Raw genomic sequence first — 23,114 nt, 5'->3', positions numbered from 1 at the left:
GAAAAAGTTTATCTAATTTAACTATTGTGCCGCAACCATGCTAGAGCTTCAAACTTCTAAAAAATCAGTTGATCCCCTGAAAAGGCCACCTCACTCTGCAGAGGCAGAGCAATCTATTATCGGTGGTTTAATGCTGGATAATCAGGTTTGGGACAAAATCAGTACCAAATTATGTGAGGCAGATTTTTATCGTACGGAACATCGAATTTTATTTCGTTCTATTGCCGCTTTAGCCAAAAAGGATCAACCCTTTGATGTCGTGACTCTTCTTGATGCTTTAAAGTCTCATAATGAATTGGATGATGCTGGCGGTGAGGCTTATTTATTTGAATTGGCGAATAATACCCCAAGTGTCGCTAACGTGTCGGCCTATGCAGATATCGTACGAGAAAAATCAGTCCAAAGACAGTTAATCGCTGTAGCGACAGAGATTGCTGATTCAGCATATAATCCCGTAGGAAGGCAAGTACCTGAATTATTGGATTTGGCAGAATCTAAAGTATTTGCCATCGGGGAGCAAACCGGAGGCGATGGTGGTCCTGAAAATATTAAATCGATTTTAGTTCGGGCAGTCGAAAAAATCGATGCTCTGTATCACAGTGGCGATGCAATTACCGGGCTGCCAACGGGACTATCGGATTTAGATGAAATGACATCAGGCTTGCAGCCATCCGATCTCGTTATCGTTGCCGGTCGTCCGTCCATGGGTAAAACAACATTAGTTATGAATATGGCGGAGCATGCTGCGATTAAAGTGGGTAAACCAGTATTGGTTTTTTCTATGGAAATGCCCTCGGATTCACTGGCGATGAGAATGATGTCTTCTCTGGGGCGTATCGATCAGCATCGTATCAGAACCGGTAAACTGGATGATGATGATTGGCCTCGTGTTACCTCTGCCGTACACATGCTTTCTGAAGCGCCGTTTTTTATTGATGATACTCCAGCGTTAAGTCCCGGGGAAATGAGAGCTCGTGCCCGACGCTTGGCAAAAGAGCATGGCGCTTTGGGGTTAATCGTAGTGGATTATTTGCAATTAATGAAAGTACCAGGTTTTGGTGCTGACAACAGAACTGCGGAAATATCTGAAATTTCACGAAGCTTGAAATCTCTGGCCAAGGAATTACAGGTACCTGTAATTGCGTTGTCGCAGTTGAATCGAAGTTTGGAGCAACGTGCTGATAAACGTCCGGTTATGTCTGACTTAAGGGAATCGGGCGCTATTGAGCAGGATGCGGACTTAATCTGCTTTATTTATCGAGACGAGGTCTATAATGAGGATAGTCCTGATAAAGGCACGGCTGAAATTATCATCGCCAAGCAAAGAAATGGACCAATTGGTAAAGTTCGAGTAGCGTTCCTTGGTAAATTTACTCGATTTGAGGATTTGGCTTTCAATGGGTATCAAGGGGTAGATTAAGGTGTCAAGACCTACCAGACTGGTAATAGAACCCAGTGCGCTATTGCATAATTTATTACAGATTCGGCGATTTGCTCCAGGTAAAAAAATAATTGCCATGGTTAAAGCCAATGCCTATGGCTGCGGTATTAAAGCGGTGATCCCAGTACTCGAAGGTCAGGTAGATGGCTTCGGAGTAGCCTGTCTTGAAGAAGCCCTAGCCATCAGAGCAATGGGGAGTCAGACTCAATGCATCCTTTTTCAGGGAGTATTCAGTCCCGATGAATTATTGATCGTCGCTCAAAATCAATTCGGTTGCGTGCTGCATCATCCTCATCAATTAGAATGGCTTATGAATACTCCGTTACCTAGCCCAATTAAACTATGGGTTAAGGTCAATACGGGTATGCATCGATTAGGATTTAAAGTCCAGGAGATTCAGGACATAATGAGTGCCTTGCAATCCTGTCCATGGGTTGATAAGGATATTGGGTTAATGACTCATTTGGCTTGTGCTGATGAATCTCATAGACAAGAGAATCTTCACCAGATTTCTTTATTTGAGAATATAAACGTACCTGGATTCAGTCAGCGCAGTGTTGCTAATTCAGCAGCGATCATTTCATTTCCAGAAACTCATGGTGATGTGGTAAGGCCTGGCATTATGCTTTATGGCGTATCACCGTTTGCACATCAGACGGCTCCGGAATTGGGACTCATTCCGGTAATGCGCTTTATGTCTGCTATTAGTGCCATCCATTACCATCCTGCTCACGCTCAAGTGGGTTATGGCGGCACGTGGAAAAGTGATAAACCTTCAGTGATAGGCATTGTCGCGGCAGGATACGGTGATGGATATCCCAGACATATCACTCCCGGGACACCGGTCTGGGTTTGTGGCAAAGAAGTGGTTATTGTCGGTAGAGTATCCATGGATATGATGGCAGTTGATTTAACGGATCATCCTGAAGTTAAAATAGGTGATCCGGTTGAACTTTGGGGAAATCATATTCTGGTTGAACGAATTGCGCAATCTGCTGGAACTATAGGCTATGAATTGTTATGCCAGATCTCCGAACGGGTGCGTCACGATTAGTGTCTTGATAGGATATTATCTTTGCTGGTTCCTATTTATGGAACTGTAATTTGAGGTGAAATACCAAACTATGGATAATATCTGATCGTGATGGTAGAATGACAACCGATTTGTAACTCATTAATCAGGTGAACTGTAATGAAAAAATTAACTGTTGCATCGTTATCTTTGTCGTTTTTGTTAGTTGGTTGTGCGCCAATAAATAATGAAGGCGTAGGTACAATTTCAGGTGGTGTTGTCGGTGGATTATTAGGCAGTCAATTTGGCGGCGGTTCAGGAAAAGTAATGGCTGCAGCTGGAGGCGCTCTTTTAGGGGCTTACTTAGGCGGTCAAATTGGTAAAACTATGGACAGGCAGGATCGTCTGGAGATGCAGCGCGCTTTAGAAACTGCTCCAACAGGCAGGGCAGTGGTATGGTCTAATCCTGATAATGGAAATCGTTATACGGTACAACCAACAAGAACCTATTATCAAGCACAACAACCTTGTCGTGAATACATAACCAAAGCCTTAATCGGCGGTAAAACACAGCAAATCTACGGTAAGGCATGTCGTCAGGCTGATGGTTCCTGGCGTGTAGTGAATTAATTTGTTGATTATTTTCAAATAATAAATAAATTAGGGGCTGTTGACATTTCATTATTTTCAATTCTACTTTCCGCGACTTGTTCGCGGAATCGATAGATCGTGCGCAAAACAAGAATATATTGCGCCTATAAAGATTGAATTGGATCCCGCGAACAAGTCGCGGGACGTCGAAACTTGAATTGTCAACAGACCCTGGTTTTTATCTTTTTATACAGGGGGCATAATTCTTGCCCCCAATGCTTCCTTTTGACAACTTCAAATATATTTCTTTCTTAAAGTTTCGAGTTATTCGTCTGAGTGTGTAGTCAATTAACCTGATAGGGTATTTCCCTTGTTCAGTGATTAAATAATAAGCAACATTATCTAAAGAGCTCATCTGTTGTGCTATATTTATACAGTAAGTTGGCAATAATGGTACTTTGTACTCATGGAGAGTGAAATGGCTCACTTAATTTACAGTTTGTTACCCATGCCACCACGGAAAATTGTTTACATCCATCCTCACGAAAGTGTAAAAAGATGTATTGATTTAATGGTGGATCAGGATATAGGCGCAGTTGTGGTCGTCGATGAGAATAATCAACTGGTTGGTATTGTTAGTGAACGAGATATTGTGCGATCCTGTTTGCATCGGTGTGTGGATCTCAATACAGGCCGAGTATCTGAAATAGTCTATTCGAATGTCAGCATACTCAGTCCTCATGATACTGTTGAAAAAGCCATGCAAATAATCACCCAGACGAAAAGAAGACATCTTCTGATTCGTGAAAACGAAGAGTTTCTGGCGATATTGTCCATTGGAGATTTGCTTTTGCATTTACTCGATGACAAATCAAGAGTAATAGAGCATCTGGAACAGTACATTCATATGTAAATTGTGTTCTTTCTCAATTGTACAATGAGCGCACTTATATTTGATGCTCATTTGATTCTTGAATTCATTGTAGAGACTTCATTGCTCAAAATGATTCCCGAGTGCTATAGTAAACTTTTGAATTAAATAATTAATCTATGACTACAACATTACGGATCTTTTTTTTGTTTCTGGCGGTATGCATCAATCTTTGTGCAGCTGATACTCCCTCCGTCTGGTATACCTCCAAAGGAGATAAAGAGGTCACTATTAATGTTGAACTGTTCTTATCTACGACGTGTAAGTATTGTCATAAAGCAGATGCGTTTTTTACTGAACTGCAAGCGAACACTCCCTGGTTGCATGTACAGCGTTATGTGATTAATGAAGATAAAAACGCACTGACTCGGTTTAATCAATTACTCTCAGAACAGAATATGTACGATTTTAGTGTGCCTTCTGTATTTTTTTGTAATTCGCGCTGGATTGGATTTGCATCAAATCAGACTACTGGAAAAGATCTGCTCCGAGGATTGACCTACTGTAAAAATGAAATTGAAAAAAAAGGAACATTATCACCAGTTACCGTTAATGTATTAAAACGCTGGGCACATGCTAATTTGTTTGATTCATCGATGATAGAAAAGCCATCTGCAGCCAAATATATTGGAACCATTGCACTAATGGATGCGTTTAATCCTTGCGCTTTCTTTTGCCTTGCTGGATTTTTTGCGCTTCTTTTTCTTCAGGAGGAGAGAAAAAATCAGTTTATGGCCGGGATATTATTTATTTTGACTATTGGGGGCGTACATTATTTCCAACAGGCTCATGCGAGCACTTTTTTTGGATTGTTTTCTTTGCTTCGGGTACCGGCGGTATTAACGGGTTTATTTACCTTTTATCTGGCGGGGCAGTTTTATAGAAAGCGCTCATCAACTCATTTATTCTTTTTACTGACCTTTTTGCTGGCATTTATGATTCAGTCCTATCAACAAACCTGTATCATGAACTGGTCGTATATTTTTGGGCAATGGTTATATAATCAGCAGTTAAATAATGCCCAACTGATAGTATATCAATTAGCATATCAGGGTATTTATTTATTATTTTTGTTTATTACTCTTGTGTTGTACATCCTGCTCATTCGTATGGAATTTTTAGCAAAGTTCCGGAATCAGTTGAATACGATTGGATTATTATACATCATGGCTATAGGATTACTTTTAATCATTTATCCCTTGGCCTTGGCTAACTTGGCACTGTCTTTAATAACGGTACTCGTATTATTTGTATGTGGTTGGATTTTAAGCAGATTCCGAGGGCAGTGAAACGATTGAACAATAAAATAAATGCAGAGTTTTGATCCTTTATGGATTTGTAGAATACACTTAATTATGGATAAGGTCATGATACTGAGTGATGTATAGGGAGGAATTCCTGATATGGATGATTCAAAATACACACATTTATTTCCGATTGCCGTAGAAGTCCAGCAAGGTGAGGAATACTATTGGTGCAGTTGTGGCAGAAGTAATAACCAACCTTTTTGCGATAAACAAGATTGTGGGACTCAATCGGTATATTATTTAGCTGATTTATCAGAAGAAGTTTATTTTTGTAATTGCAAAAAAACTAAAAATCCGCCACTTTGTGATGGATCGCATGCTAAATTATTACTTGAAATAGTAAAAAAACGACAGAAAAAATGACTTAAGAAAAGGATTTCTTAAATGATCGATCAAGAGCTTAAGAAGAAAATAATTAATACCATTGGTCGTTATGAAACAAAATGCGACAAAATGCAATTGCAGATTAATGCATTAAAAAATGCAATCAATCAATTGATCATCACACCCTTGGGTGTTCATTATGATATGGATGAGCAACTTTCTAAATTTCGTGATCAACTAGATGCAGAATTTGATCCTGCTGCATTGGAAAAAAAGGTAAATGCTCTGGTTGAATTATTTACCAAAATAAAAAATAAAAACACTGAAAGCTCCAGGATGATTTCAGGTTTAATTAAACAGGGTGTTGATTCGGTAAGTCGTCTTGCCAATAAATCTCATGATAAAAGAGCCGTGACCAAATTACAAAAAATGCTGGATTCAGAAGTAGAGAATCAGGCTATTCTGGTTCATTTTAATCAAGTACTTACCCAATGTGTATCTTCTGTAATTAAAGACCTTGAGGAGCGCTCCAAGGATTCATCTACACCTCAGACATTACAAATTAAAGAAGGGCAAATTAGTTTAAAAATTAATGATAGCCTGTATCAGTTAATTGATCATTTATCCATTCCTAAGGATTTGGATGCCAAAAGAGAAGAGATAAAAATAATTTTGGAACATCAATTAACCAATGAAGATTTAAATAAAATAATTGATGGATTAACGGATTTGGTTGTTGATGCTTTTAATTTAGAGCAAAACAGATTTAAAGGTTTTCTTTACCAATTAACCAATCAGCTTCATGATTTTGATCTGTATTTAAAGAAGTCTTCAAAAAACAATAAGGATTCCTCGTCTGAATGCCGTCAGTTGGAGCATGGAATTCAAGATAATATTGATCAGATTAAGAATCATTTGGATAATTCAAAAACTATTGAAGAGTTGTCGGCAAAAATTAGTCAAAATCTGGATCATATCGGAGAACGAATAAGAACATTTCGAGAGAATGAACAGCTGCGTGAAAAAGAATTGGAACAGCAGATAGTAACATTACAATCAAAACTGGCCGATTCTGAGCATTATGCAGATGAAATAAAGAATCTTCTCTCTTTTCAAAAATATAAAATAAATCATGATAGTTTAACCTGCTTACCGAATCGTGAAGCTTATGAAGAGCACATTCTGGATTCATTTCAGCGATGGAAAGTTCATTCCAAAGTATTATCCCTGGCTGTAGGAGATATTGATCACTTCAAACACATCAATGATAATTTTGGACATTTGGCTGGGGATAAGGTTCTCAAAAAGGTAGCCATGATTTTGAGATCGTCAGTTCGCAAGCTTGATTTTATTTCTCGATTCGGCGGTGAAGAATTTGTGTTCATTTTTGAAGATACTTCCGGGCATCAGGCTCATTCTGTTTTGGAGAATTTACGAAAACTCGTCGAAGACTGTCAGTTTTATTATCGAGATAAAAAAGTTGATGTGACCATATCTTTTGGTTTAACAACTGTTGTTGACGGTGATGATATTGAAAGTTTATTCATGCGAGCTGATAAGGCGATGTATAAAGCGAAAAACAGTGGGCGAAATCGAATTGAAATACTTTAATGATGCTTGTAAAGAGTGCTTTTGTGCTCGATTAGTCCTTTTGCTTGAAGTAAATTAGACTTGATCTTGTACCCATGATTTGGGATTATCTAAAATCTTGGTTTTTAGGGCAGTACTATGAGTAAACTGATTGATATTCCAGTTGTTGTTGAAAGCGGGCAAAAATATAAAACCTCAAATGGGGTTACCGCAATTAAAGATGGAGTGAAGTCAACCGGTCTCACTCATGAGCGCTTGCCAAAACCCAAATGGTTACGAATTGTAAATCACACCACCCCTGCATACAACCAGGTTAAGGAACAGGTGCAAAAGCATCGTCTGGCCACGGTATGTGAGGAAGCCAAATGCCCTAACATTGCGGAATGTTGGTCGCATGGAACCGCAACTATTATGCTCATGGGAGCCGTTTGTACTCGAGCATGCAAATTTTGTGCTGTTGATACCGGGAATCCTCATGGTTGGCTTGACAAGAATGAGCCTGATAACACAGCAAATACCGTTGCTCTAATGAATCTTGATTATGTTGTTTTAACTTCGGTCAACAGAGATGATTTACCTGATGGTGGGGCAAATCATTATGCCAAAACGATTCAAGCGATCAAACAACGTTCTCCACGAACCAAAGTGGAGGCATTGACGCCAGATTTTCAGGGTATTGAACGCGATGTAGCCATTCTTCTGGATAGCGGTGTTGATGTTTTTGCGCAAAATGTAGAGACGGTAGAGCGTTTGACCCACCCAGTTCGAGATAACCGAGCAGGCTATCATCAAACGTTAAAAGTATTGGCTTTTGCAAAACGATACAGACCTGATGTTTTAACCAAAACCAGTCTGATGCTGGGCTTGGGCGAGACGAATGAAGAAATCATTCAGACCATGGATGATTTGCGAGCCCATCAAGTGGATATCCTAACTTTAGGGCAGTATCTTCAACCGACAAAAAATCATTTGCCAATTGCACGTTATGTAACCCCGGAAACATTTGCCGAATTAAGACAAATTGGCCTGGAAAAAGGCTTTTTTGAAGTAGCATCTGGACCTTTAGTGCGATCCAGTTACAGAGCCGATCGCGTTTTCAAACGAGATAATTTAGGTTTGGAAGAACCTAAGTAATAATTTAAGTAGAGTTTATTATACTTAAATGCCTCATATTCTGGTTCACCTTTTTTAACAAGTGGTTTACAATAAGCCCAATTTGGTTTCATTAGAGACAGTTGTTGAATGACTTTTAAAGAATGGTGTTTTGAGGTCTTGGGTATTGTTGAGTTTACTGAAGGAAAAATCCTCAATTGCGTCCTTATCCCTGCATTAGCTGATCGGACCATAACGATGTCTACAATGGTTGAGGAAGCAGGGGGACGCTGTTTCAACATTTCTTATCACGGCGGAATTATAATCCCTTTCGATAACTATCAATTTCTATTGAATCAGCTGCAGGGGATTTATTGGACAACTAATTTATTGCAGCAATCTTTTGAACTGTGGCTCAATAACTATTTTTTACTTATGGGCGTCGACTTAATTCGTTTGAGAGAATATAAGGATTTCTCATCGATTCATCTCACTTTTAGTTCACCTCAATCACAATTTAATTTTATCTCTCAGTATAATTATCTAGATCCCCTCATTAGCTATAATCCTATATTACAAACTGAATCGCTCCAGGTACCTGCCACAGTGATTTGGCATTTATTAGGTGCATACTATAAGTATCCCAGGGCTGAGATAAAACAAGTACAAAATAAGTCTGTAATGCAGAATCATTTAAATCATTTGCATCGATTAAAACAATTGATTGTGGACTATCGGTTACAAAGCCGATTGGATCAATCCATGATGCTGGCCAGAGATTTTTCCAATCACATTAAAAATGGAATAAAACTTGAAACCCCTCAGGCGGTGAGTGCTTACTCACTTTCATTAAAGATCTATGCAGAAGTTAATCGAGATAATTTAGCTCAATATCAATATGACGGATTAAAATACGCCGCATCTCTTTTAGCTGCTTATACACCAGAAGGGAAATTACAGCAAAGTTTAAAAACTGACGCAAAATTCGTCAAATATCTGGATCAGCAATTGTTGAGTACTTTTTCAAGTCCTATTTTGATGGAATATCCTGTGCTCAGAACATTATCTGAGGAAGTACAATGCCTTGCATTCTCATTAATAGAGCAAAATCTGAATGCAATGTTATATGGTTGTCCCTTTATCTGTGTAAGTGATAACTCTTATATTTCCATGCCCCGATTTTTTCCTGGCAGGGAAATGCAATCTGATACCGATGAGCTTATCTTTCAGGGCGGAGGAATGAGAGGACATTCGTCTGTTTTTAGAATAATCAAGGTTGGTTATTTGGCTGATGGTACTAGAGCTGGATTTAATGAAAAACCATCTTTTTATGAATATTTTAAAATTGAGGATAATTTGGGAATTGGTCCTTACGAAGTTAATCCATTTGAAAAAACATGTACAGGAACCTATGTAACTCAATTAGAGCCATTAACTTTTGAGAATGGTGTTTATAGCAAATCAAAACTCGATCCACGTAGCCAACCATTAGAATATCAACAGGCAATGGAATTTACTTTGAAAGAGTTAATCAGGGTGGAGCGTCAATTAAAACTGTATAGAAAGCCGGCTTTGATGCGCTCTGATACTTCTTTTTCCATTCCAGGCAGCGATGAAGCAAATGAATGGACTCGACTTAATGACCTCAGGCAGTTGCTTAGTGGGATATCATATTCTTTTCCTCTTGAATATTACAGCCAGGATCCTTTAAATCCATCGAAACGTTACCGGCGCACAGTCTGTAATCGAAGGCACTTTTATCAGGAGGGAGGAAGTTGTACTATATTTTCTCTTAAAAGCCTGGTAAACAGTGTGATTGGCAGTGAGCTGATGGCGTTGCACAGTAATTTTATGCAGTTAAGTGATTCTAAACAGCATATCCATTGGATTGATAGTAAAATTGAATTGTTACAATTTTATCTTGCACGCTTTAATAAGTCCCGAAGTGTGGGCAATACTGTTGAAACGAGAGTCACAGAGCGTGAAGAAATACCGGCTCTACCCGATTTGGCAGTTCGAAATCGAGTTTCATTTTTTAATCCAAATCAGTCTGAGTCAGTTCTCTCCAGCGATAAAGAAATAAACGAACCCAGTGTAACTACCTATAGAATATGAATAGAACCTTTTACTATTTCCTCTTTAAATGACTAAAAATTGTTCATGCGAGTTCTATTCCTTTTTTCCTCATGCTCTTTTGTAATAAATAGGCGATAAATAGCATTAAAAGTCCAATACCCAAAGCACAAATTCCCATGATGGAATAGTAGTTTTTATAATAGGGCAGGCTCTCCGTAGCACTTTGAATCTGTTCCGGTATGGCAACCCAGCCAGCAAGCCTTCCTGAAATTGCGTTGGACATGGAGCTTGCCAAATACCAGACTCCCATGGCAAATGCTATAGTGCGTCCATCACAATACAAGCCAATCATGCTTAAACCTATGGCGCTGACCCATAATTCTGCGATTGAAATTAAAATATACGTTAAGGCAATGTAATTACCATTCACTATTCCCTCGGTTGCTTTGGTAGCAGCAAAAGCCATGATCAGTAATGCCAAGCCAGAGAGCATGGTTCCTGCAGCAAATTGATAGGGAATAGTGAAACGGGAAAACATTTGGTAAAACCGGGGAAGCTGACTGCCTATTATTAATATTAATAAAGGATTGAGCATTTGATATTGTGCCGCAGAGACGCTTAACCCTAATAAATTATGATCCGAATTATTTTTGGCGAATAAAACCAGAGTGCTGTTCATTTGATTGTAAATGATAAAAAACACCACCGCTTCTATTATCAATAGCACTGCTATCATTTGTTTATTGCGAGTTTCTCCATTAAGCAGAGCGGTCTGTACTATAAACCAGAAGATTCCAACACTACACCCGACTGCAATCAAGGTGCTGGCCAGGTAAACATGGGAATATGCGTATAAGGTCATTGAATAAATGACGGCAATATACCCTGTTAAACGAAAAATACCTTGTTTTGACAGTCTGGAAGTATCCTTACCCCAGATAACCGATTCATAAATTGAATATCGTTTGGCAAAATTCAATGCTGCTATAGATTTCCCAACAAAAGTCAGCGTCAATACTGACAAAGGCCCGTATCTGCTGTCTAATAATGCCGGTGCGATTAGAGTAGCCAGTAGTGCACCGACATTAATGGCCATATAATAATAAGTCATTGCGGATTTTGCTTTTATCGCATCATCCGAATAAATATGAGATACCATACTGGATGACGTGCCCATTAACAACGAATTGGTAGCCGGAATGAATGCAAAAGCAGCAATAAAAAGCCGATCTCCCAAGGAGCTTGTTGTGTATCCACTGAGCATAACCAGTAAATAAGCACATGCCAGCATGATGCTGCCAATAAGTATGGATCTTCTGATGCCCACAATCGAATCCGCCATGTAACCACCTAATACAGGCATCAAATACCCCATTGCCTGGGTCACACCAATAAATGCATACGCTTTAGCCTGGCTGTAACCTAGACCTTGTGAAAGAATGGGGCGTGTTAGAAATAATATCAATACAGTATTGAGCGCGTAGACTGAGAATTGGCTCCAGAAGGTAATAAAGATAATATTATTGGTTTGTTTTTGTCTTAGACTTAATTCAGGAAGATAATTTTTAATCGCTTCAGATATCAATTTCACACCTCGTCCTTGAAAATACGTATCTAAACTGTTTTATGAGAACAGATTATCACTTCTTTGCAAGGACTACATCTATTATATGAGTATCATGATAAGGGAAAGTGAAAATTTTACTGAACAGTCTTTTCAATCGCTGAATCAAAAAATATTTAGGTAACATGCGTATTGATAAGGTATTGAGAAACCAGGTGCCTTCGATACCAAATAGAGCCAATTCGTCAATGTTATTAAGCGTAATCGGTATTTCCAGACGTTTGTGATCAACAATGTCAAACTGATGTTGCTTAAAGGCGAGCATCAATTCATCGAGATTAGCCGCAACCGTAGTATTTTTGACTATGGATTTATAATAATGACCAACCACACTACTCAATAAAGAGTCCTGGGCTATAAATTCAGCTAATTGCTGTTGCGCGACAGGAAATGAATCATAGGTCGTGGTGATCATTGAATAATGACCTGTAGCCCGTGTTAGCAATTTTGCTTCATCAAATAATACATTGATGGGGATATAGGCATTAATGAAATGAGCAAGAACCAAATCCTGACTGTGCGGAGGCAAGAATTTACTCGCATCAGCGGCACTGGTTTCTATGGTTTTTAACGTTAAGGTTTCACTGGCACGTTTTAACATTTCAGAAGAAACGTCGATACCAGTAAACTCTGCTGACGGCATAATGCTTTGAAGTTTGCGCAGAAAAGCACCGTCGCCAACTCCCAGATCAAGAACTTTATAATTGGGTTTTACACCCAAATGAAATTTCCTCATCTGTTCAATAGCAACATGATGACTCTCACTAATAGCTCCAAAGCGATTAGCGGTAGCATAATTCTCAGCGATTTGGTTATACATGGCCTTCAAGGACATGCAAAATTCCTGTTTAATACTATTTTTCAAGTATATCCTTAAAAAGGGGCAAATGGCGACAGGTGAATGATGAAAATATTTCAACTTCACAATCTTCATTGATTTGATAACGGGATTTGTTTAATAGCCAAGATTTTTATTGTATACTGCCGAAATTATAAAAATTGTACACGCCAGAAAGGAATTGTTATGAGTAAAATTTCTGCACCAAAGTCTATAGATTTATCGAGCTTTCAGCTTCCCGCAGATCAGCTTCAAACGAAATATGGGTTACCTCAAAATGTAGAATTTTGCAGAAGTTGCGTTATTTCAAATCAACGGCCTAATTCTGCAGTTGAGTATGAACACAAAAAGGAATCAAAGAAAAACACCATCCATTTTGATGATCAAGGAATTTGTGATGCATGCCGCGTTGCGGAACGTAAAAAAGCGGGCATCAACTGGGAAGAAAGGGATGCTGAGTTAAGAGAGCTTTGTGACCGATTCAGAAGCAAGGACGGTTCTTATGACTGCGTAGTTCCAGGTTCTGGGGGCAAAGACAGTTTTTATGCCGCACATATACTAAAATACAAATACGGTATGAACCCTCTGACTGTTACCTGGGCACCTCATATGTACACTCCCTGGGGCTGGAGAAATTTCCAATCCTGGTTACACGCCGGTTTTGATAATCATTTATTTACACCGAACGGTCGAGTCCATCGTTTAGTAACTCGATTAGCTGTTGAAAATTTATTCCACCCATTTCAGCCATTTATGATTGGTCAAAAGGCATATGCTCCCAAAATGGCACTGCTGCATAACATTAAACTGGTAGTCTATGGCGAAAATGAAGCTGAATACGGTAATCCAATAGGTGATACTGAATCTGCTAAACGTGACTGGAAATACTTTACCGCTGAAGATAAGAGCAAAGTATTTTTAGGTGGAACATCAGTTCAAGAACTAAAAGAAAATTATGGTTTAGTCAATTGTGATTTGGACGCTTACTTGCCTGCAGATCCTCAGCAAATTGAAGAAAAACAAATTGAGGTGCATTATCTTGGCTATTATTTGAAATGGCATCCTCAAAGCTGTTATTACTACTCTGTAGAACATGGCGGTTTTGAAGCATCACCGGAAAGAACACCTGGAACATACAGCAAATACAACAGTATTGATGATAAAATTGATGATTTTCATTACTTCACTACCTTGACAAAATTTGGTATTGGTAGAGCAACCTACGATGCTTCTCAGGAAATAAGGTCTGGTGATATTACTCGAGAAGAGGGTGTGGCTTTGGTGAAGCGGTTCGATCTGGAGTTCCCTGAGCGATTTGCTGAAGAAATATTTAAATACTTAAGCATCAACTCAAAAGATTTTCCAATAGCTTCTCAAATGTTTGAGCAACCTATTATGGACAGAGCTTATTTTATGGCTTTGGCTGATACATTCAGATCCCCTCATCTTTGGAAGAAAGAGGGTGATCAGTGGCTATTACGACACCAGGTTACCAATCTTGAAAAAACTACAGCGGAATATCTGGAGACAGTTTGATGAGTAATGTCCGACTGATAGCGCGATTGGATATAAAAGGTCCTAATCTCATTAAAGGGATTCATCTCGAAGGTCTGAGGGTGGTTGGTAATCCCAATGAGTTTGCGATGCAGTACTATTCCCAAGGCGCTGATGAACTCATTTATATGGATACAGTTGCTTCTTTGTATGGACGTAATAATCTGTCTGATATTGTAAAAACAACAGCAGAAAATGTATTCATACCGATTACAGTAGGTGGTGGTATTCGTAGTGTTGATGATGTTAAGCAGCTACTACGCTGTGGCGCTGATAAGGTGGCAATCAATACGGCAGCTACTAAAAATCCATCTCTTTTATCTGATGTTGCAAGACGTTTTGGCTCACAATGCGTGGTCTTATCAATCGAGGCCAAGCGGACCACGGACGGCAGATGGGAAGTCCTGACCGATAATGGACGAGAGCATACTGCTATGGACGTGGTTGATTGGGCGAGAAATGGGGAAGAGTTTGGTGCTGGTGAAATATTATTGACCTCTATAGATCAGGAAGGCACACGCAAAGGTTTTGATTTGGAATTGGTGAAGCAAGTGTCAGAAGCTGTTTCAATTCCGGTAATTGCCAGCGGTGGTATGGGACGATTGGAAGATTTAACCGATGTGATTCGTGAAGGCAAGGCTGATGCAGTAGCCATGGCGGATGTATTGCATTACAAAAGATTAAGTTTGTCCGAAATCAGAAATTATGCATTAGATAACGATATTCATGTGAGAACCCTATGAGCTCAGTATCCATTATTGATTATGGCGTAGGTAATTTATTAAGTGTTGCGCGTGCTTTTCAATATTTTGATGCTACCGTCAATATAGTAAGTACACCAGAAGATATATTAAAAGCTGAACGATTGGTGCTGCCCGGTGTGGGTGCATTTGCAGACGGCATGAAGGGATTAACTGAGTTAAATTTTGTTGATCCTGTGAAAGAATTTGCTGCTAGCGGTAAACCGTTTTTAGGAATATGCCTCGGGATGCAAATGATGTTGTCCAGAAGCTGTGAGTTTGGTACACATCAAGGACTGGATTTGATAAGCGGTGACGTAGTTTCTATACCTTTGGAAGGAGTTGATGGAGTACCCCATAAGATTCCTCATATAGGTTGGAATGAATTGATTTCGCTACCTCAAAGTGAGAATTGGTCAGATACTATTTTAAAAAATATTCCCGACAAATCATCAGTGTACTTCGTGCACTCATTTATGGCCGTTCCAGAAACCCCCAAAAATCGATTGGCCGATGTCTTATATAACGGTCAGGCAATTAGCGCGGTCATTAAAAATGATAATGTTTATGGATGCCAGTTTCATCCAGAAAAAAGTGGTGAGGTCGGATTGAAGATTATCCAGCAGTTCTTACAAATTTAGGATTAATTAAGTGAAAGTCTTAGCAATAATACCAGCTAGAGCAGGTTCTAAAAGATTGCCTGGAAAAAATACACGATTGCTTGCTGGAAAACCCTTAATTGCTCATACCATTAATGCTGCTTTTCAATCATCCTGTTGTGATGAGGTCGTTGTATCTACTGACAGTCAGGAAATTGCTGATGTATCCATGAATTATGGTGCTTCTGTTCCCTGGCTTAGGCCTAATGATTTAGCACAAGACTCTTCAGAGGTTATTTCTGCCGTTATAGATCTTCTAGACCGATATGCCCAAATCAATCGGCATTTTGATAGTGTTTTATTATTGCAACCTACTTCTCCATTCAGAAAAGCAGAGACGATAAGAAAAGCAGTAGAAATGCATAGAGAAACTGGTGATAGCGTGGTATCAGTGAATAAAGTATCTTTTAAACCATCCTGGTATCGAGCTATAGATGCAGAAGGTAATTTAGCCCGAGTTGAAGTATTTATTAATAATGATGCTACTAAAGAAGACTCTCCGATATACAGGCTGAATGGTTCAATTTACATTGCAAGTACAGAGCATATTATTAAAAATAAGACATTTTATAGTGAACCAACAAAAGCTTTACTGATTGACAGTGCCAGTGAATCTATAGATATCGATACTTCTCTGGACTGGGCTTTAGTAGAAAAATTATTAGAATTGAAGGAAGAGGTTCTTGTATGAGTTGTTTTATAATCGCCGAAGCTGGCGTAAATCATAACGGTGATATTCAGCTGGCGAAAGATCTGGTTTATGCCGCAAAGAAAGCTGGAGCTGATGCAGTCAAATTTCAAACGTTTAAAGCAGATACCCTGGTCAACAAAACGGTTGGAAAAGCAGAATATCAAAAAAATAACGCTCCTGATTCAACTACTCAATACGAAATGCTTAAGGCTCTTGAACTGAGTGATGAGGATCACTATCTTTTGAGTGAGCTGGCTCAGTCAATTGGCATAGAATTTATGTCAACTGGTTTTGATAATCAGACTATAGATTTTCTGGTTTCTCTGGGAGTAAAACGCCTTAAGATTCCTTCTGGCGAGATAACCAACATCCCTTATTTGCATCATTGTGCCAGCAAAAAGCTTCCTTTAATTATATCGACTGGCATGTGCGATTTGGATGAGGTGCGCGCAGCAATTGAGGTCGTAAAGCCTTACTATGGTAACGCTTATGCACAAAATCTCGTATTATTGCATTGTACCTCCAATTACCCTGCTGCATATCAGGACGTTAATTTAAAAGCCATGCAGACATTAGCCCAAGAGTTTAATTTGCCAGTTGGATATTCTGATCATACTTTGGGAACTCTGATTCCTACTTTGGCTATAGGGATGGGCGCTTGCGTGATTGAAAAGCATTTTACTATGGATAAGACGCTTTCGGGCCCCGATCATCTAGCTTCAATGAGTCCTGATGAATTGAAAACTATGGTCAGCTCCATTCGAGATGCGGAATCGGCTTTAGGCAATGGCGTGAAAAAACCATCTGAAAATGAAATTCCGATAAGAGCTTTGGTCAGAAGAAGCGTTACTTTAAAGCATGATTTGTCAAAGGGCGATCAAATTAGTAGTGATGATTTAATTTTATTAAGACCGGGCACAGGGATTAGCCCTTCGGAATTACCGAATGTTGTAGGAGCTCGATTGAGCTTGAATCTGCCAGCAGGTAGTACCTTATTATGGGAACATATTGACTCGTGATGGGAAGAAAAATTATTTATGTTACAGGCACTCGAGCAGATTATGGCTTAATGTGTGAAGTGTTAAAAAAATTGAATTCTGATGAAGATTTGGAGTTATACCTCTGTGTGACTGGGATGCATCTCTCAAGCCTTTATGGACATACTGTAAAGGAAATTGAACATGATGGATTTCAAATCTGTGGCACTATCCCCGTTGAGGTTGAACAGACAAATCACAGTACTATGGCTAAAGCTGTAGGTTATGAACTCATTGGTTTCACTGAAGTTTTTGAACGAGAACTACCCGATATCGTTCTCTTGTTGGGAGATAGAGGTGAAATGCTGGCGGCAGCCATTGCTGCGGTTCATTTAAATATTCCTATCGTGCACTTGCATGGTGGTGAGCGGTCGGGAACTGTAGATGAGATGATTCGCCATGCTATTTCCAAATTGTCGCATGTTCATTTAGTTGCTACTGAAGCATCCAGGGAACGTCTGATCAAAATGGGAGAAAAAGAGGACTCCATTTACGTAGTCGGGGCACCAGGATTGGATGAAATAAAACATTTTAATACTTCAAGCAGAATCAGCTTTTGCCAACGCTATGGTTTTATACCAGAACAGAAAATTGCATTATTAATTTATCATCCTGTAGTTCAAGAATATCAAGAGATCAAAACTCAGTTTCGGAATGTAATTCAGGCAACTTTAAGTGCTGGGTTGCAAATTATTTGTCTTGAACCAAATTCTGATGCAGGTGGTCAGTTAATTAGAGAGGCAATTAAAGAATATGAGCATCATCCTGATATCCGAATCATTAAACATCTTCACCGCTCTGAGTTTATTGATTGCCTTGCTAATTCGGATGTGATGGTGGGTAATTCCAGTAGTGGAATTATTGAAGCTGCTTCGTTCAAACTGGCCGTTGTTAATGTTGGTACCAGGCAAAATTTACGAGAACGTAGCAACAATGTTATTGATGTCAACACTGACTTTGAAGCAGTATTGTCCGGATTAAAGGGTGCATTAAATCAATCCAAAGACAATATTATAAATTGCTATGGAGATGGGAACACGAGCGAACGTTGTTATCAAATTTTAAAGACAATGACATTAGATTCTCAAATATTAAATAAAAGCAATGCATACTAAATTAAAAATAATAGGTTGTGGTGGGCACAGTAAAGTAGTTTTAGATGCTTTATCTTTGTGCGATAAGACATTTGAAATTTCTCTTTGTGATAGTAATAAGGATTTATTAGGCAAGGAACTGAGTGGTCATTTGATTGATTCTACTATGGACGATCTGCCAGAGTATACTGGATTAGCGCATGTTGCTATAGGCAACAATCAGATTCGATTCAATATTATTCAAGCAATTTCTAAAAAGGCTTCATTGTACACTATTGTCCATCCTGCCGCGATTATTGCCAAATCATCACACATAGAATCAGGAACGTTTATCGCTGCGCAAGCGATATTAGGGCCTGACAGCTATATCGGAGAGGGATCAATTATTAATCATAGTGCAGTTGTGGATCATGAGGTGATAGTCGGTTCGTGTTCACATATTGCACCAAATAGTACATTAGGCGGTAAGGTAACGATAGGAAGTCGAGTATTAATAGGTGCCGGGGCAGTAATTTTGCCCGGTGTTTCTATAGGTGATGGAGCAGTAATAGGTGCTGGATCAGTAGTAGTTAAAGATGTACAACCAAACACTATTGTTAAAGGTGTCCCTGCAGTATAAAAGGAATAAAATGATTACTATCAAAGATTTATATGTAAATAAACAGTTTAGCTTGAAAATGGCTTTGAGCAAACTGGATGAGACAGGACAGGGAGTATTGTTTTTAGTAGATAGTGAAGATGGCTTTATCCGAACTATAACTGATGGTGATATCAGGAGATTATTATTAAAGGATTGTACTCTGGAGTCTACGCTTGATCAGCTATCTGATCATTCATCCAAATCACTACCCGCATCAGCAACCATCCAGGATGCTTATCATTTGATGACAGAATTCGCATTGGATCATATTCCCGTATTGGATGAACACAACAGGCCCATACGATTAATTCACCGAAGAGAACTGTCTTCCAATATATTACTGTCTTCACCTCATATTGGAGAACATGAACAACAATACGTTCAGGAGGCATTTGCAACCAACTGGGTTGCCCCACTAGGACCTAATGTTGATTCATTTGAAAAAGAAGTAGCTAATTACATTAACGTAAAATCTGCAGTCGCCCTGAGTTCAGGTACAGCTGCTATTCATCTGGCTCTGGTTTTATTAGGGGTCGGTCCGGGAGATACCGTTTTCGCATCCAGTTTTACTTTTGTCGCTACAGTTAATCCCATACTTTATCAGGGCGCAACTCCAGTGTTTATCGATTCTGATCTCGACAGCTGGAATATGTCCCCAATTGCGCTTGCCAGAGCTTTAAAAGAAAGTAAAGAAAAGAATAAATTACCGAAGGCAGTAGTTATCGTCAACTTATACGGCCAAAGCGCGAATTATGAGGCGTTGTGTGCGATCTGTGAGGAATACAATGTACCTATAGTAGAGGATGCCGCTGAATCCCTGGGTGCAACATACAACGGAAAGCACAGTGGCACCTTTGGTAAGTTAGGCGTGTTCTCGTTTAATGGAAATAAAATCATAACCACCTCTGGCGGTGGTATGCTGGTTTCAGACGATAAGCAATTAATTGAACGTGCCCGGTTTTTAGCAACTCAGGCACGTGATCCAGCACCTCACTATGAGCACAGCGTTGTAGGTTATAATTATCGGATGAGTAATGTCCTGGCTGGAATAGGACGAGGGCAGTTAAAAGTTTTAGAGAAACGGGTAAAAGCTCGAAGAGCTGTTTTTAATCAATATAAAGAAGCATTTGAATCCTTGCCTTTTATCGAAATGATGCCAGAGATTAAAAATGGGTTTACTACACGTTGGTTATCTACCATGATTATTAAACCGGAACAGTGCGCTATTAGACCAGAATCAGTTATAGAACAATTGAAACCTTATAACATTGAAGCAAGAAGAACCTGGAAACCGATGCATAGACAACCCTTGTTTTCTGGTACTGCTTATTATCCTCATGATGAGAATTTCAGTGTATCTGATTATTTATTTGATCAAGGGATTTGCCTTCCTTCGGGATCTAATTTAAGCTCCCGTGACATAGACAGAGTCATACATTGTTTGAATGATATTTTCAAATGCAAGCAAAACACAGTCGAGGTGGTTTAAGTATCATGAGCGAAAATAAACCTTTGAAGGAAACAGTGATTAAAGCAGGTGATATTCAGCCGTTAAAAACTTATCTCCTGGATATATGGCGATATAGAATGTTGCTTTGGGTCTTTACTGCAAGAGATATTAAGGTACGTTATTCTCAGACAGTATTGGGCTTTGGTTGGATAGTTTTATCACCCTTGATTACAGTAGGGGTATTTACTTTTGTTTTTGGATTTATGATTAAAATCCCTACAGATGGATTGCCCTATCTTTTATTTTATCTTGTGGCGATTATTCCCTGGTATGCTTTTATGGCGATGATTAACCTGACCATGGGGTCTGTGGAAGGGAATGCCGGGTTAGTTAATAAGATATATTTTCCACGACTTTTATTAGGTGGAACTTATACCCTCTCTGCGGGAGTAGATTACGTTGTTGGGTTTGGGCTTATTGTAATCTGCGCGTGTATTTACCATAGACTCGATTATCATTTATTTGTACTCTTTCCCTTGTTATTTTTAATTCAAGCGATGTTTGCAATGGGTTTGGGTTTGTTATTGGCGCCATTTAGTACACGATACAGGGACTTAAAATTATTTGTACCATTAGCATTACAATTCTATTATTTTGCTAATCCAATTTTATATCCAATATCTGCTTCACCTCGATGGTTACGTCTATGGTACGAGTTTAATCCTATGAGTATGGTTATTTGTGGATTCCGTGATGCGCTAAAGGGAAGTTGGCCAAATCCAGAGCAATTCGTATTCGGATTTTCTGCAGCAATTATAATATTCGTGGTAGGTTTTACTACCTTTAGAAAACATGAACAATCTTTAGTAGATGCATTATGAACTGGATATTAAGAGTAGATAACTTAGGCAAAGTATATAGGTTGGGTGCAGGAGCTTCCGAACATGGCACTCTTTATGAACAATTATCTAGGAAAGTTAAGAAAAAACTGTTCGGTACGGCCAAGTCGCCAGTTAGTGATATTGAAGAATTACAAAACACATCTTCCAAGGTTGTTGTTTCTAATGAACAAACTGAAGGGCTTCCCCCCGGTTTTTTCTGGGCTTTAAAAGACATTAACTTTCAAATAAGTCCCGGGGAGCGAGTTGGTTTAATCGGACAGAATGGTTCGGGTAAGAGTACCTTATTAAAAATTCTTTCTCGAATTACGGCTCCCAGTCACGGAGAGTTTCGTTATCGGGGACACTTAATCAGTTTATTGGAAGTGGGAACTGGTTTCCATCCTGAATTATCTGGACGGGAAAATATTTATTTAAATGCTGCAATTAATGGTTTGACCCGCCAACAGATTAATTCAATTTTTAAAAACATTGTTGAATTTTCAGAGTTGGGCGGTCAGATTGACACCCCTGTGAAGCGGTATTCTTCAGGTATGTATATGAGGCTTGCATTCTCTGTTGCTGCGTTTCTGGAGTCCGAAATATTATTGATAGATGAGGTATTGGCAGTAGGTGATGTAGATTTCCAAAAGAAATGTAAAGAAAAAATGATGGAAGTAGCCAATGATGGCCGTTCGGTTATTTTTGTAAGCCATGACATGATTGCTATTGAATCAATTTGTAAAAGAGTAATCGAAGTGTCTCATGGCCGTATTATTGATACTCGAAGTATTGCACCCAAAACTGAATCTGAACCAAATCAGGAAAGAATTGAAATACCTTCAGCTCCTGAATTGATAGTTCCAGCAGCTGCGGAACTTGTGCTACCCCCTGAACCAGCTATTACGCCTGTTGAAACTGTTAGAAAGTTTGTCCTGTGCGCAGAACAAAATTGGGAACATGATTTAGCTAATGCTCCTCAGATACCGAGCACTGTGACCCTTCATTCATTGAAACTTCTGAATGATGATGGTCAGACTCAGGAGAAATTTACAGTCAATGAAAACGTACATTTGAAAATTAAGTTTAATGTATTGCAGAATAATGCCAGGTTAAATGTACGAGTTGATTTATCGTCATTTGAGGGCGCAAAACTTTTTACCATCATGGATCATGCAGCTTTAGCGCAACATCCAATGCGAGAAGAAGGTTTGTATACAGAAACTGTTATTATTCCTAAAGAATTTTTAAATGAAGGTCAATTCATGATTTCTGTTGTATTAAGCGAACTGGATAATAATCAGAATGAAATTAAATGCATTGAATGTTTATCCATGAAAATTATCGATGATCAATTGCCTGTCGGTGTTCGTTCCAATTGGACTGGTGACTGGCCAGATGGTCTTTTAAGACCCAAGCTGGTTTGGAATATTGAACATATAAAAAGTAAAGAATTTCAAATAGAAACTGAAATTAATTCAGCAGTTGAAGAAAGTTAATTGGCTATTATTTAATGGAACAATAAGTTTGGAACACTGCATTTTG

The 23,114-nt window shown here is 38.9% G+C and carries 21 protein-coding genes; 19 read left to right on the top strand and 2 right to left on the bottom strand.

Features of this window, described 5'->3' with window-relative positions:
- Positions 1–37 precede the first annotated feature (37 nt).
- The 9 genes from dnaB to ELY21_RS01725 all read left to right on the top strand — a co-directional run bounded on the left by dnaB (position 38) and on the right by ELY21_RS01725 (position 10,403).
- A complete protein-coding gene (gene dnaB, locus ELY21_RS01765) occupies positions 38–1,420 on the top strand; it encodes a replicative DNA helicase (RefSeq protein WP_127106334.1) in 1,383 nt (460 codons plus the stop codon).
- A 1-nt stretch (position 1,421) separates the two neighbouring features.
- On the top strand, positions 1,422–2,495 hold the full coding sequence (gene alr / locus ELY21_RS01760) for an alanine racemase (RefSeq protein ID WP_127106332.1): 1,074 nt from the start codon (positions 1,422–1,424) through the stop codon (positions 2,493–2,495).
- Between the two features lie 138 nt (positions 2,496–2,633).
- Positions 2,634–3,083 (top strand): RT0821/Lpp0805 family surface protein, encoded by a 450-nt coding sequence (locus ELY21_RS01755; RefSeq protein WP_028385048.1) that lies wholly within the window; start codon positions 2,634–2,636, stop codon positions 3,081–3,083.
- A 439-nt stretch (positions 3,084–3,522) separates the two neighbouring features.
- Positions 3,523–3,957, top strand: coding sequence for a CBS domain-containing protein (locus tag ELY21_RS01750; protein WP_127106330.1), 435 nt, complete (start codon positions 3,523–3,525; stop codon positions 3,955–3,957).
- A 137-nt stretch (positions 3,958–4,094) separates the two neighbouring features.
- Entirely contained in the window at positions 4,095–5,264 is a 1,170-nt protein-coding gene (locus ELY21_RS01745) for a hypothetical protein (protein ID WP_127106328.1), read from the top strand.
- A gap of 114 nt (positions 5,265–5,378) precedes the next feature.
- Positions 5,379–5,645, top strand: a complete 267-nt coding sequence (locus tag ELY21_RS01740) for a CDGSH iron-sulfur domain-containing protein (RefSeq protein ID WP_127106326.1) — start codon at positions 5,379–5,381, stop codon at positions 5,643–5,645.
- A gap of 21 nt (positions 5,646–5,666) precedes the next feature.
- The gene (locus tag ELY21_RS01735; protein WP_127106324.1) at positions 5,667–7,217 is read left to right on the top strand and encodes a GGDEF domain-containing protein; all 1,551 of its coding nucleotides are present in this window, start codon (positions 5,667–5,669) and stop codon (positions 7,215–7,217) included.
- Between the two features lie 117 nt (positions 7,218–7,334).
- The gene (lipA, locus tag ELY21_RS01730; RefSeq protein WP_127106322.1) at positions 7,335–8,330 is read left to right on the top strand and encodes a lipoyl synthase; all 996 of its coding nucleotides are present in this window, start codon (positions 7,335–7,337) and stop codon (positions 8,328–8,330) included.
- 108 nt (positions 8,331–8,438) lie between these two features.
- A complete protein-coding gene (locus ELY21_RS01725) occupies positions 8,439–10,403 on the top strand; it encodes a hypothetical protein (protein WP_127106320.1) in 1,965 nt (654 codons plus the stop codon).
- A gap of 43 nt (positions 10,404–10,446) precedes the next feature.
- Here ELY21_RS01725 and ELY21_RS01720 read toward each other — a convergent pair whose 3' ends face one another.
- Both ELY21_RS01720 and ELY21_RS01715 read right to left on the bottom strand, forming a co-directional pair.
- On the bottom strand, positions 10,447–11,955 hold the full coding sequence (locus tag ELY21_RS01720; RefSeq protein WP_127106318.1) for a peptide MFS transporter: 1,509 nt from the start codon (positions 11,953–11,955) through the stop codon (positions 10,447–10,449).
- A 49-nt stretch (positions 11,956–12,004) separates the two neighbouring features.
- Positions 12,005–12,823 carry a methyltransferase domain-containing protein gene (locus ELY21_RS01715; RefSeq protein ID WP_028385056.1) on the bottom strand — a complete coding sequence of 273 codons (819 nt, stop codon included), beginning with the start codon at positions 12,821–12,823 and terminating at the stop codon, positions 12,005–12,007.
- Between the two features lie 189 nt (positions 12,824–13,012).
- Here ELY21_RS01715 and ELY21_RS01710 point away from each other — a divergent pair, with 189 nt between their 5' ends.
- The 10 genes from ELY21_RS01710 to ELY21_RS01665 are packed head-to-tail and all read left to right on the top strand — an operon-like array spanning position 13,013 to position 23,068.
- The gene (locus tag ELY21_RS01710) at positions 13,013–14,362 is read left to right on the top strand and encodes an N-acetyl sugar amidotransferase (protein WP_127106316.1); all 1,350 of its coding nucleotides are present in this window, start codon (positions 13,013–13,015) and stop codon (positions 14,360–14,362) included.
- Positions 14,362–15,123 (top strand): glycosyl amidation-associated protein WbuZ, encoded by a 762-nt coding sequence (gene wbuZ, locus ELY21_RS01705; RefSeq protein ID WP_199741608.1) that lies wholly within the window; start codon positions 14,362–14,364, stop codon positions 15,121–15,123. The genes ELY21_RS01710 and wbuZ overlap by 1 nt, the downstream gene beginning before the upstream one ends.
- Positions 15,120–15,761 (top strand): imidazole glycerol phosphate synthase subunit HisH, encoded by a 642-nt coding sequence (gene hisH, locus ELY21_RS01700; protein WP_127106312.1) that lies wholly within the window; start codon positions 15,120–15,122, stop codon positions 15,759–15,761. Before wbuZ ends, hisH begins: the two co-directional genes overlap by 4 nt.
- Before the next feature lie 10 nt (positions 15,762–15,771).
- Positions 15,772–16,470 carry a cytidylyltransferase domain-containing protein gene (locus tag ELY21_RS01695; RefSeq protein ID WP_127106310.1) on the top strand — a complete coding sequence of 233 codons (699 nt, stop codon included), beginning with the start codon at positions 15,772–15,774 and terminating at the stop codon, positions 16,468–16,470.
- The gene (neuB, locus tag ELY21_RS01690) at positions 16,467–17,489 is read left to right on the top strand and encodes an N-acetylneuraminate synthase (protein WP_127106308.1); all 1,023 of its coding nucleotides are present in this window, start codon (positions 16,467–16,469) and stop codon (positions 17,487–17,489) included. Before ELY21_RS01695 ends, neuB begins: the two co-directional genes overlap by 4 nt.
- Positions 17,489–18,622: a UDP-N-acetylglucosamine 2-epimerase gene (neuC, locus tag ELY21_RS01685; RefSeq protein WP_127106306.1), complete on the top strand. Its 1,134-nt coding sequence runs from the start codon at positions 17,489–17,491 to the stop codon at positions 18,620–18,622. Before neuB ends, neuC begins: the two co-directional genes overlap by 1 nt.
- Positions 18,612–19,220 carry an acetyltransferase gene (locus ELY21_RS01680; protein WP_127106304.1) on the top strand — a complete coding sequence of 203 codons (609 nt, stop codon included), beginning with the start codon at positions 18,612–18,614 and terminating at the stop codon, positions 19,218–19,220. The genes neuC and ELY21_RS01680 overlap by 11 nt, the downstream gene beginning before the upstream one ends.
- Before the next feature lie 10 nt (positions 19,221–19,230).
- Positions 19,231–20,730, top strand: a complete 1,500-nt coding sequence (locus ELY21_RS01675) for an aminotransferase class I/II-fold pyridoxal phosphate-dependent enzyme (RefSeq protein WP_127106302.1) — start codon at positions 19,231–19,233, stop codon at positions 20,728–20,730.
- Between the two features lie 5 nt (positions 20,731–20,735).
- Complete coding sequence (locus ELY21_RS01670; protein ID WP_127106300.1) at positions 20,736–21,572, top strand: ABC transporter permease; 837 nt, start codon at positions 20,736–20,738, stop codon at positions 21,570–21,572.
- Positions 21,569–23,068, top strand: a complete 1,500-nt coding sequence (locus tag ELY21_RS01665; RefSeq protein ID WP_127106298.1) for a polysaccharide ABC transporter ATP-binding protein — start codon at positions 21,569–21,571, stop codon at positions 23,066–23,068. Before ELY21_RS01670 ends, ELY21_RS01665 begins: the two co-directional genes overlap by 4 nt.
- Positions 23,069–23,114: the final 46 nt, after the last annotated feature.

The sequence above is a fragment of the Legionella sp. km535 genome, assembly GCF_003990085.1.
GTDB classification, from domain to species: domain Bacteria; phylum Pseudomonadota; class Gammaproteobacteria; order Legionellales; family Legionellaceae; genus Legionella; species Legionella moravica.
Note: the sequence above shows the minus strand (reverse complement) of the source record. Positions and strands in the feature narration are given on the sequence as shown.